Here is a 10,884-nt window from a genome sequence, read left to right as displayed (position 1 = left end):
ATTACCCGGAATATGAAGATACTAAACGAAAAAAACACACTCTCTTTACAAATGCTTTATGCAGGTTATCATATGGCTGGTAAGGAATGGTGTTACAAGAATGTCATCAGTCCTTTTTCCCGCATGTATCTGATTGACGAAGGAGAAGCGGCAGTGTATATGAACAAAAAAAAGTATTATATATCAGCAGGAGAATTATTCATTATCCCAAAATTCACTTTTCACATGTACGAGTGCGACAATTTCATGAATCATTATTATATATGCTTTTTTGACCAACTGATAGGCGGACAAAGTCTATTCGATAATACTCAAATCCATTACCAACTTCCGGCAAACGAAATGGACCGTATGCTCATGCTCCGTTTCATAGAACTGAACCCCAACTGCGCTATACAAAATCCCGATCCCAAGACTTATGACAACATACCGGATATCTATACGATAAATCAAAATAAAGTGAATTATAATCTGAGTCAGGAAATAGAAAGTAACGGTATTTTATTACAGTTGTTTTCCCGTTTTCTTGGAAATACACAATTATTGGAATCTAAATCACGGAATCAATATGAACGACTAACGGATATCTTCAGTTATATTGATAATCATTTATATCAGAATATTCATGTCAGCGATTTGGCAGAACAAATGTGCTTGAGTTCTGATCATTTTACCCGCATATTCAAACAAGTAAGCGGCATGAGCCCCATTCAATACATACAGGCGAAACGGATAGAGCGTGCTCAAACACTATTACTGGCGTCCCGGTTGAGCATCAAAGAAATTGCTGAAACTGTAGGTATACCCAACCTTTCACAATTTTCAAAGTTATTCACCAAAGAAACAGGACATTCTCCACGGGAATACAGAGACAATATCTGACTTAGCAAAAGATATCATAATTCTCCCAAAAGATACTTGAGGTTTTATCTTCTTCTTGTATAATACAATAATTCCAAATACAAATTACACGGATTTCGCTATTTTTATTTATTCTGCGAAATCCGTGTAATCCAATCTAAAAAGAGTACGTCAAGAGTTTCCGGACATTCACTCTCCGTTTTTTATCATATTTCAAAACTAACGTTTATTCCGCTGTCTCTGTTTCTTCTTTATCGGCAACATCTTCAAAGTCAATACCACTTGCCACAAGCAGATTATACCATGAAATCAATTTTTTGATATCCGACGGATAAACACGATCACGATCGAAAGCAGGTAACACCTCTGCCAAATAAGAGCGTAAGTCATCGGCTGTAGCTTTCTTTAGATCCATAGTTACAACAGCCCCATTTTCTTTCTGCTTTACAGAAAGCAATACATCTTTCAAAGGTACATCTTCAGTATCTGTATACATAGCAATATCGCCTAAAGAAATAATTTTCTCATTACCGTAAGCAGGAAAACGTTTCTTGTCCACAAGCGATTCTACAATCAACATATTCTTTCCCTGAGAAATAAGTTTATACAATCCCGGTTTACCGGAGATAGACAAAATAGTCTTCAACATAGTATATTCTTTTTTTGTAATTAGTAGTTATTTTTTCGGTGAGCAAAGATAATGCAAGCCAAAGACAATACAAAATAAGCTCACCTATTTTTATTGTGAAAGCGATGTCTACCTTATCTAAAGTTAGGAATTATTTTGAGACAGCGAAGTGATTAACTCCAAAACCTGAGGAATTAACGGTGTTTCACCATCATTCATTATCACAAAATCAGCCAACATACGTTTTCTTTCATCATTCATTTGGCTACAAATACGTTTTTCTACCAATTCGCGTGTAGAAGCATCCCGCTCTATTGCACGTTGCAAACGTATCTCCTCAGGAGCATATACCATCACAACCGTATCCACTTCCACCGAAAAACCGGCTTCAATCAGAATTGCAGATTCTATACCTAATATCGAAAATTCATTCCGCTGCCGTATCCATTGACGAAAGTCATCCTTTACCCGGGGATGAATGATATCATTCACCTGTCTGGCATGTTCCGCATCCCCAAATAAATAAGTGGCGAGCAAAGGCTTATTTAGCTCACTGTTCCTATACACCTCTTCCCCCAGTAAAGCTTTCAATTCCTGCCGGATACGAATATCCGTTGTCATTAACCGTTTAGTTTCAATATCTGATATATAGACAGGAACTCCCATTATCTCCAACAAATGGGATACCACACTTTTTCCACTACCGATACCACCGGTAACACCTATCTTAATTGACATATTTGGGAGAAACTTGTTCTATAAGAAAATCGACCTGCTCCGGATTAAAACGTATCTGGCTTACACCTTCAGGAATATTTCTCAACCTTACAGTATATTTATCCGAACCAAGACGCAGAAGTTCTTCATAAGAAACATTAAGATGGAAATCGCTTGCCGTAATCCGACGAAAATTGCTAAGCCCAACCTGGAAAGTAACTTGAACTTTCGAAGGAAAAGCACGAAGTACCTTATCCGCAGGAAAATTTATACCACGCAGAGGTACCTCAACAGTCTTCTCCGTATAAATATCCACAGGGAGTATCATTTCAATAGAAGCGGGAACAAACTTGACTCCTTTCCGAGTAAGCAAAGGCACTTGCTGTTTCAAAGTATCTGAAATATTTTCTAATTTCATCTGACGCGTATAAGCGGCAGTTATCGTATCCAGTACCCCAGCAGGAGCATATACCAGAACAGAATCCGGTTTAAAAATCGTATCGGATAGATAATACTGGCGTCCTGCACTTACACTACCTTGCAACCTCACCGGTACCAGTTTAGATACCCCCGTTGAATAAATATATTCCAATGTATCAGGCTTCATCGAAACCAAACGGGTAGAAACATTCAATTGACTAAGAACTTTCTTTTCAAACTCCGATGCATATACACGTACATGGTTATTGCTTCCGTTATAATCAGAAAACTCAAGAGTTATCGGATAAAAACTTTTACCTAACATATAATTAAGTAATACAGTTCCTTTATCTTTTACCTTTATACGTAGTTCAGCAGCTGGCTCCGACGTAATAACTGTGTTATTAGGCACTCCCTTAAGACGAACGGGAATAGAAAATTCAGTTTCATAGTCATTGTTCAAAGTTTGCAATAACCAAAATCCTCCGGCAACAACGAAAAAAAATAAAAAAACAAAGAACTCTCTACTCTTTTCACTGAGCAGAAAGTTCTTTATTTTTCGAGTTATATTCAAATAAATATGTTTTATGTTCCTACGTTCAAACATAGGCCTTCATCCCTATTTATTTAGCAGCCTGGCTACTGTTTGCATCAGCAGCTGCGGCAAAAATAGAATTTTTATCAATATGGATCTTAACGTTAGAAGCAATCTCAAGCACTACATCATTATCATTGATTTCTTTGATGATACCATGAATACCACCAGCAGTAATAACTTTTTGATTTACCTGAAGAGATTTGCGGAAATTTGCAATTTCTTTCTGCTTTTTATTCTGTGGACGAATCATAAAGAAATACATAATAACAAACATTGCTATTAACATTATCCACATCATGCTACCACCACCTGCGCCCATACCTGGAGCTGCTCCAGAAGTTTGCAAGAAGAATACAGTCATTAAATTCATAAATGTTCAGTTTTAATTTTTATTATTCAACAAAGGTATCAGTTTTTAGCCAACTTGCCCTCTTTTTTCAATTCCTTAACTATTCCATCCAAAGTACCGTTAACGAAGCTACCACTCTTTGACGTACTATATACTTTAGCAATATCTACATATTCATTTAACGAAACACTGACCGGAATGTTCGGAAAGCTCAAAATTTCCGCTAATGCACATTGCATAATTATTACATCCATAAAAGCGACACGATCCAAATCCCAATTACGTGTATTTTCACTGATAAGATGACGATAATAATCGCTATTCAAAATAGCACGGCGGAACAAACGACGAGCAAATTCCTGATCTTCATCATCTTTGAACTCAGGCAATAACTCTTGATTGGCTCCATTCTTTTCTTCAAAACGCTTAATCGTTTTCAGCACAAAAGTATCTACAATCTCCTTATCATCATTCCAATAAAGACTTTGATCTTCAAGTAATACATCCAATGCTTCATTACCAAAAATATACGTCTTATATATCTTTCTCCACAATTCACGGTCAACTTCATAAGACTTATCCGAAGAAGCCATGTATTCCTTATATATATCAGAAGCAACTATTTCTTCATACAACCCTTTGACAAAATCTTCATCATTGGCCCAAGTACGTTTTTGGTTAGTGATAAAATCCATTAACTGCTTATTCACTTCCAATTGAGAAATAAACTTGTTTTCTACAAATCTCATGTTAGGATACAGCTCCTCGGCCGTAGGAGCTAATTTAGCTTTTGCCGCATCAATGCGCTTTTGTGCGTAGTTCGTCAAAGCTATCATCAGCATAAGCAAGTAGTTGTAAAGATCATAAGCCTTGGACAGGCTAAAGAATAATTCCTTCTCCGCTGAGTCTAAATTTTTACTACCGTTCTGATAATAAGCATATACAATCTGTATAATCTTAAGACGAATAAGAACTCTGTTAATCATAATTATAAAGTAAATACTGGTGTTTTAACGAGTTGCAAAAGTATGCATTTTTAATGAGTTTACATAAATAAATCACATTTTTTAATGTAGATAAGCATTATCCGAGCTTTTTCTTTTGACAGTTTAAAAAAAATCGTCAATTTTGGACCCGATAAGCAAAGCCATAAATGACGAGCTACAAGTTAACATCAAATTGAGACCTATATTATATGGAAGACTTTAAGAAGAAAACCGGAATGGATATGAACGACAAAGAGATTGTATTTTCCCAATCCATTAAGGCCGGCAAACGCATCTATTATTTAGACGTAAAGAAGAACAGGAAGGATGAAATGTTCCTTGCTATTACTGAAAGTAAAAAGGTGATAATGGGTGAAGGAGACGATTCCCTGGTAAGTTTTGAAAAACACAAGATTTTTTTGTATAAAGAAGATTTTGATAAATTCATGAATGGTCTGCAACAAGCTATCAGCTTTATCCAAGAGCAACAAGGTTGCTATGCTCGAGATAATGATAGCGAAAGAAAAACAAGTAGTGAACCATCGGAAATAGCAAACAAAGAAGGAAAAGAATCTCCATTGACCGGCGAAATCAAAATTGATATTGATTTTTAAGAGCCAACCCTTTGATAATTCAAAAAGAAGCTGTAATTTTGCACCGCTTTTTGCAACATCGTGTGGTTAATCGCATCGTGTGATGGTGAATTAAGCAAAAACATACTTAATTTAGAGTAACACAATTTTTAAAGAAATGAAATCAATTGAAATCAAAGGAACTGCAAGAACTATTGCAGAACGTTCTTCAGAACAAGCTAGAGCTTTGAAAGCTATTCGTAAAGACAACGGTGTACCTTGTGTACTCTACGGAGCAGGTGAAAATATACATTTCACAGTACCGGCAGAAGGATTGCGTAACTTGGTTTATACTCCGCACATCTATGTAGTAGACTTGGTTATCGATGGTAAAAAAGTAAACGCTATCATGAAAGATATCCAATTCCATCCGGTAAAGGATACTATCCTGCACGTTGACTTCTATCAAATTGATGAAGCTAAACCTATCGTAATGGAAGTTCCGGTACAGTTGGAAGGTTTGGCTGAAGGTGTAAAAGCCGGTGGTAAATTGACTCTGCAAATGCGTAAATTGAAAGTAAAAGCTTTGTATAACGTAATTCCTGAGAAATTATCAGTTAATGTTTCTCATTTAGGCCTAGGTAAGACTGTAAAGGTCGGTGAATTAAGCTATGAAGGTTTAGAATTACTGAATGCCAAAGAAGCTGTTGTATGCGCAGTTAAGTTGACTCGTGCGGCAAGAGGTGCTGCTGCAGCTGCTGCAAATTAATCAGTACTTCTTTAGTAAGAAAATATTCGGAACGCGGATTAACGCAGGTGACGCAGATTTTATATCCGCGGACTACTGCGGTAATTCGCGTTCTTTATTAAATCACAAATCATTATATAATGAAATATTTAATTGTGGGATTGGGTAATATAGGACCGGAATATCATGAAACTCGCCATAATATTGGTTTTATGGTAGTAGATGCATTAGCAAAAGCAGCAGGTACAACTTTTATTGACGGACGTTATGGTTTTACTACTACCATATCCATCAAAGGTCGCCAACTATTGTTATTGAAACCTTCTACTTTTATGAACCTTAGCGGTAATGCCGTACGCTATTGGATGCAAAAAGAAAATATTCCGTTAGAGAATGTATTGATAGTAGTAGATGACCTGGCATTACCTTTTGGTACATTACGCCTGAAAGGTAAGGGAAGTGATGCCGGGCACAACGGCCTCAAACATATCGCTGCAACCTTAGGAACACAAAGTTATGCTCGCTTACGTTTTGGTATCGGTAACGAATTTCCTCGTGGAGGACAGATTGACTATGTACTCGGACACTTTACTGACGAGGATTTAAAAACAATGAATGAATGTCTGGAAACTGCCGGTGAAATCATAAAAAGTTTTTGTTTGGCAGGAATTGATATCACAATGAATCAGTTTAATAAGAAATGAGTGAAGCAAGAATAGATAAATGGATGTGGGCTGTACGTATATTCAAAACTCGTACTATAGCTGCCGAAGCTTGTAAAAAAGGACGTATAAGCATTAACGGTACACTAGCCAAAGCTGCCCGTATGATAAAACCGGGAGATGTAATACAAGTACGGAAACCACCTATCACTTATTCTTTCAAAGTGTTACAGCCCATTGAAAAACGCGTGGGAGCCAAACTTGTTGCCGAAATGATGGAAAATGTAACCACTCCTGATCAATATGAACTATTGGAAATGAGTCATGTCAGTGGTTTCGTTAACCGAGCAAAGGGAACTGGACGCCCCACTAAGAAAGATCGACGCACTCTGGATGAGTTCACTACTCCGGAATTTATAGATGACTTTGATTTCGACTTCGACTTTGAAGAATAATACTCAAATAGTATCAAATTATGAGCGAAAAAATAATAAAATGGGGATTTATCGGTTGCGGAGAAGTGACCAAATATAAAAGTGGACCTGCCTTCCAGAAAATAGACCATTCCGAAGTAGTAGCAGTGATGAGTCGAGACGTCTCTAAAGCCAAAGCATATGCCAAAGAAAGAGATATTGCTAAATGGTATGACGATGCGCAAGAATTGATTGATGACGAAGAAGTAAATGCCGTATACATCGCTACCCCTCCCTCTTCACATGCGACATACGCTATTATGGCAATGAAAGCGGGAAAACCGGTATACATAGAAAAACCAATGGCTGTTACCTACGAAGAATGTTGCCGCATAAACCGTATTTCACAAGAGACCGGAGTACCCTGTTTCGTGGCTTACTATCGTCGTTATCTTCCTTATTTTCAAAAAGTCAAATCTTTAGTAGAAGAAAATGCGATAGGAAATATTATCAACATTCAGATCCGTTTCGCCCAACCTCCACGAGACCTAGATTACAATAAAGAGAACTTACCTTGGCGTGTACAACCTGATATTGCGGGAGGCGGTTATTTTTACGATCTCGCTCCTCATCAGATAGATATCTTACAAGACATGTTCGGTTGTATACTCAAAGCCAATGGATACAAGAGTAATCGCGGTGGACTTTATCCGGCAGAAGACACATTGAGCGCCTGTTTCCAATTTGATAATGGATTGGTTGGTAGTGGTTCATGGTGTTTTGTTGCCCACGAATCAGCCCGTGAAGACCGTATCGAAATTATAGGCGATAAAGGTATGATTTGTTTCTCTGTATTTACCTACGATCCTATTGCGCTACATACAGAAAGAGGAAGAGAAGAAATTCCCGTAGAAAATCCAATATACGTTCAGCAACCACTTATTCAGGCTGTAGTAGACCATCTACTAGGAAAATCCGTTTGCAGTTGCGACGGCGAAAGCGCTACTCTGACAAATTGGGTAATGGATAAGATACTAGGAAAACTATAAATTAGGTATAAACTATAAAGCATTAATCACTATACCATAATTCCATATAGTTTATACCTTATAGTTTATACTTGACTTTACACCTAATCAAAGATTTCTTTTTATCGCTTCGATCAGTTCCTCATACTCCTTATCCGTCAGATATACCTTTCCCGGATTCATTTGGAAAACGCCCCCATAATCAGGACCATCTACATATTTCGGAGCCAAATGGAAATGGAGATGAGAAAGCTTATCTGAATAAGCGCCGTAATTGATTTTTTCCGGGTTAAATGCTTTTTGCATAGCACGTGTCACAAGGACCACATCAGCCATAAAAGCATTACGTTCTTCGTCACTTAATTCATTCAGGTCATTAACATGATCTTTGTAAGCCACCAAGCAACGTCCACGATAAGTTTGTTCCTTAAAAAGGAAAACACGCGACACACTCAACTGCGCAATCTCAATCATCAGATTGTGCAATGTTTCATTATTCTGACAATACAGACATTCTTTCGGATCACTTTTCATAATATTCTTTTTATTAACGTTTATGTTTACGAAACAAATATAACTTTTTCCACTGTATTACATGTCTACTATTTCATCATTTTTACCAACTAATTGATATACATCATCATTTTCGCCAACTATCCAAACGACATCACCTTCTACAAAAGGCTCATGAGGATCAGGGGCATGTAGAGTTTCTTCTCCTCTTTCCACACCGGCTATCAAGCAATGATATTTTTCGCGAATACCGACTTCCTTCAACGTTTTACCCAAGAATGGCGAGTTCTCATCTATTCGAAATTGACGTAATATCATCGCACTTTTCTCTACCACATCCGTATCCATTGAAGAAACCTTACCCATTTCATCACCAAATACATTCAATTCTTCATCTGTGGCAATAACTTGAATTTTATCCTGAGGGAAAAGGCGTACAGAAGCCCCTGGAATATTAATTCGTTTCCGCCCACGAAGAATAGATACGACATGCACACCATATTTTTTACCAAAATTCAATTCTGCTAATGTTTTACCTGCCCAAGCCGATTCGCCGGGAATTTCATAATCGGTCAGATGTAAATCACGAGAAAGCAGACGTCCTGCATACTCTGGTTTTTTCTCTCCCAAGTACTCTGCACGCATATCCCTAGAACGCAAATTCTGAAAGAAAGTCCGTTCTATCATTATAGATTGTTTTTTCAATTGACGAGAAAGTATCATTACAATAACCAACAACACCGCAACTCCTAAGACCAAACCAACAGAGACCTTAAACAGTCCGCCAATAACAAACATTACAAATGAGACCGCCAACAAGATACGTAGTACAATTGTAGCCACCAAAGGGGCGCGATTTCCCCTGTTATCATGCCAAAGTGTAACAAACTCTACCGAATGATTCTTTTTAATCATAATGGCACGAAGGAAAGGAGCAATAAACAAAATAATAATAAAAGCAGCCAACAATGAACCCCACACTCCGGGCAACGCATCATGGCACAACGGCACCAAAAAACGGAAGGCAATGGCTATCACTGCCACACTTATAATAGAATAGACCATCGTGATACGTACCAAAGCAAATATCAGTCTCTTCCACAAACTCTCATGATTCATTGTCTGCGTTCCAGAAGCATAGCGCATCAGGAACTTCCGCCATTTCTGCGGCAAATGTACATCAACAAAGTTCGATGCCGGCTCCGCTAAACGGATCATATATGGAGTAAGAAAAGTGGTAATTACAGATACCGCTACCACAATAGGATATAAGAAATGACTTGTAACATGCAAAGATACTCCCAAAGAAGCAATAATAAAAGCAAATTCACCAATTTGCGTCAAACTGAACCCACATTGCATGGCTGTCTTCAACGGTTGTCCAGCCAATAGTACACCTAAAGTCCCGAATAATGACTGTCCAATAATTACAGCCAATGTTATGATGACAATAGGACCTGCATACTCTACTATCATAGCCGGATCTACCATCATCCCCACCGACACAAAGAAAATGGCACCGAACAGATCTTTCACTGGTTTTACCAAATGTTCTATACTTTCCGCTTCCACCGTCTCTGCTAGAATAGACCCCATAATGAAGGCACCAAACGCCGCAGAGAAACCGGTATGTGCCGCCATGACAACCATTCCGAAACAAAGCCCCAACGAAACGATCAACAACGTTTCTTCGCTCATCAGTTTACGGCATCTCTTCAAGAAAACAGGGATCAGATAAATCCCCACTACAAACCAAAGGATAAGGAAAAACAGCAGTTTTGCAATACTACCTAACATTTCCGTACCCTCAAAGTTATTACTCACAGCCATGGTAGACAGCATGACCATCAAGACTATCGCAAGTATATCTTCCAAAATCAGCACGCTCAACACCAATCCCGTGAATTGTTTCTTACGCATTCCCAGGTCATCAAATGCCTTATAAATAATGGTTGTGGAAGACATAGCGATCATACCTCCCAAAAAGATACAGTCCATCCGCTTCCAGCCAAAAGAGGTTCCAACCGTTATTCCCAGCAATATCATACAAAATATAATAGTACAAGCTGCGATAATAGCCGATCCTCCCACCTTGACTATTTTCTTGAAACTGAACTCCAACCCCAAGGCAAACAAAAGGAAGATAACGCCAATATCCGCCCAAGTCTGTATATTTGCCGTATCCATCACCGAAGGGGTATATGCCATGTGCGGACTGGCAAGAAAACCTGCCACGACATATCCCAAAACCAATGGCTGCTTTAGTTTCTTAAATAACAGCGTCATGATGCCGGCACAAATCAAAATCAAAGCCAAATCGGCTATCAAAGGAGCTAAATGTGACATAATATTTGCTCAAATGTATTTTTGGTAACAAAGATACAACAAA

Annotated in this window: 13 protein-coding genes; 6 read left to right on the top strand and 7 right to left on the bottom strand. The window is 38.1% G+C overall.

Features of this window, described 5'->3' with window-relative positions; translation table 11 throughout:
* Positions 1–12 precede the first annotated feature (12 nt).
* Entirely contained in the window at positions 13–882 is an 870-nt protein-coding gene (locus DXC10_RS06315) for an AraC family transcriptional regulator (RefSeq protein ID WP_233519881.1), read from the top strand.
* A 205-nt stretch (positions 883–1,087) separates the two neighbouring features.
* Here the strand turns inward: DXC10_RS06315 and DXC10_RS06310 are convergent, their stop codons facing one another.
* The 5 genes from DXC10_RS06310 to nusB form a co-directional block, all read right to left on the bottom strand.
* Positions 1,088–1,510 (bottom strand): DUF5606 domain-containing protein, encoded by a 423-nt coding sequence (locus DXC10_RS06310; protein WP_101543450.1) that lies wholly within the window; start codon positions 1,508–1,510, stop codon positions 1,088–1,090.
* A 123-nt stretch (positions 1,511–1,633) separates the two neighbouring features.
* Positions 1,634–2,227: a dephospho-CoA kinase gene (gene coaE / locus DXC10_RS06305; protein ID WP_101543160.1), complete on the bottom strand. Its 594-nt coding sequence runs from the start codon at positions 2,225–2,227 to the stop codon at positions 1,634–1,636.
* Complete coding sequence (locus tag DXC10_RS06300; RefSeq protein ID WP_101543159.1) at positions 2,217–3,233, bottom strand: CdaR family protein; 1,017 nt, start codon at positions 3,231–3,233, stop codon at positions 2,217–2,219. Before DXC10_RS06300 ends, coaE begins: the two co-directional genes overlap by 11 nt.
* Before the next feature lie 16 nt (positions 3,234–3,249).
* A complete protein-coding gene (yajC, locus tag DXC10_RS06295) occupies positions 3,250–3,594 on the bottom strand; it encodes a preprotein translocase subunit YajC (RefSeq protein WP_101543158.1) in 345 nt (114 codons plus the stop codon).
* Between the two features lie 38 nt (positions 3,595–3,632).
* Positions 3,633–4,559, bottom strand: coding sequence for a transcription antitermination factor NusB (gene nusB, locus DXC10_RS06290; protein WP_101543157.1), 927 nt, complete (start codon positions 4,557–4,559; stop codon positions 3,633–3,635).
* Between the two features lie 209 nt (positions 4,560–4,768).
* On the opposite strand from nusB, the gene DXC10_RS06285 reads away from it, so the two are divergent.
* The 5 genes from DXC10_RS06285 to DXC10_RS06265 all read left to right on the top strand — a co-directional run bounded on the left by DXC10_RS06285 (position 4,769) and on the right by DXC10_RS06265 (position 8,003).
* A complete protein-coding gene (locus tag DXC10_RS06285; RefSeq protein ID WP_101543156.1) occupies positions 4,769–5,173 on the top strand; it encodes a PUR family DNA/RNA-binding protein in 405 nt (134 codons plus the stop codon).
* Between the two features lie 136 nt (positions 5,174–5,309).
* Complete coding sequence (locus tag DXC10_RS06280) at positions 5,310–5,900, top strand: 50S ribosomal protein L25/general stress protein Ctc (RefSeq protein ID WP_101543155.1); 591 nt, start codon at positions 5,310–5,312, stop codon at positions 5,898–5,900.
* Between the two features lie 119 nt (positions 5,901–6,019).
* Positions 6,020–6,583, top strand: coding sequence for an aminoacyl-tRNA hydrolase (gene pth, locus DXC10_RS06275; RefSeq protein ID WP_117737523.1), 564 nt, complete (start codon positions 6,020–6,022; stop codon positions 6,581–6,583).
* Complete coding sequence (locus DXC10_RS06270; protein ID WP_117737522.1) at positions 6,580–6,996, top strand: RNA-binding S4 domain-containing protein; 417 nt, start codon at positions 6,580–6,582, stop codon at positions 6,994–6,996. The genes pth and DXC10_RS06270 overlap by 4 nt, the downstream gene beginning before the upstream one ends.
* 20 nt (positions 6,997–7,016) lie before the next feature.
* Positions 7,017–8,003 (top strand): Gfo/Idh/MocA family protein, encoded by a 987-nt coding sequence (locus DXC10_RS06265; RefSeq protein WP_101543152.1) that lies wholly within the window; start codon positions 7,017–7,019, stop codon positions 8,001–8,003.
* An 87-nt stretch (positions 8,004–8,090) separates the two neighbouring features.
* Here the strand turns inward: DXC10_RS06265 and DXC10_RS06260 are convergent, their stop codons facing one another.
* Together DXC10_RS06260 and DXC10_RS06255 are read right to left on the bottom strand one after the other, a co-directional pair.
* On the bottom strand, positions 8,091–8,516 hold the full coding sequence (locus tag DXC10_RS06260; protein ID WP_117737521.1) for an HIT family protein: 426 nt from the start codon (positions 8,514–8,516) through the stop codon (positions 8,091–8,093).
* A gap of 57 nt (positions 8,517–8,573) precedes the next feature.
* Positions 8,574–10,841 (bottom strand): cation:proton antiporter, encoded by a 2,268-nt coding sequence (locus DXC10_RS06255; RefSeq protein ID WP_117737520.1) that lies wholly within the window; start codon positions 10,839–10,841, stop codon positions 8,574–8,576.
* Between the last annotated feature and the right edge of the window lie 43 nt (positions 10,842–10,884).

The sequence above is a fragment of the Bacteroides sp. OM08-11 genome, assembly GCF_003438665.1.
GTDB lineage: Bacteria > Bacteroidota > Bacteroidia > Bacteroidales > Bacteroidaceae > Bacteroides > Bacteroides cutis.
This window is presented reverse-complemented; position numbering and strand designations above follow the sequence as displayed.

What these genes read in the sequence shown, in the direction of transcription:
- yajC (WP_101543158.1), bottom strand. Translation starts at nt 3,594, where the DNA reads ATGAATTTAATGACTGTATTCTTCTTGCAAACTTCTGGAGCAGCTCCA.
- DXC10_RS06260 (WP_117737521.1), bottom strand. Translation starts at nt 8,516, where the DNA reads ATGAAAAGTGATCCGAAAGAATGTCTGTATTGTCAGAATAATGAAACA.
- pth (WP_117737523.1), top strand. Translation starts at nt 6,020, where the DNA reads ATGAAATATTTAATTGTGGGATTGGGTAATATAGGACCGGAATATCAT.
- DXC10_RS06265 (WP_101543152.1), top strand. Translation starts at nt 7,017, where the DNA reads ATGAGCGAAAAAATAATAAAATGGGGATTTATCGGTTGCGGAGAAGTG.
- DXC10_RS06280 (WP_101543155.1), top strand. Translation starts at nt 5,310, where the DNA reads ATGAAATCAATTGAAATCAAAGGAACTGCAAGAACTATTGCAGAACGT.
- DXC10_RS06255 (WP_117737520.1), bottom strand. Translation starts at nt 10,841, where the DNA reads ATGTCACATTTAGCTCCTTTGATAGCCGATTTGGCTTTGATTTTGATT.
- DXC10_RS06315 (WP_233519881.1), top strand. Translation starts at nt 13, where the DNA reads ATGAAGATACTAAACGAAAAAAACACACTCTCTTTACAAATGCTTTAT.
- nusB (WP_101543157.1), bottom strand. Translation starts at nt 4,559, where the DNA reads ATGATTAACAGAGTTCTTATTCGTCTTAAGATTATACAGATTGTATAT.
- DXC10_RS06310 (WP_101543450.1), bottom strand. Translation starts at nt 1,510, where the DNA reads ATGTTGAAGACTATTTTGTCTATCTCCGGTAAACCGGGATTGTATAAA.
- DXC10_RS06270 (WP_117737522.1), top strand. Translation starts at nt 6,580, where the DNA reads ATGAGTGAAGCAAGAATAGATAAATGGATGTGGGCTGTACGTATATTC.
- coaE (WP_101543160.1), bottom strand. Translation starts at nt 2,227, where the DNA reads ATGTCAATTAAGATAGGTGTTACCGGTGGTATCGGTAGTGGAAAAAGT.
- DXC10_RS06300 (WP_101543159.1), bottom strand. Translation starts at nt 3,233, where the DNA reads ATGTTTGAACGTAGGAACATAAAACATATTTATTTGAATATAACTCGA.
- DXC10_RS06285 (WP_101543156.1), top strand. Translation starts at nt 4,769, where the DNA reads ATGGAAGACTTTAAGAAGAAAACCGGAATGGATATGAACGACAAAGAG.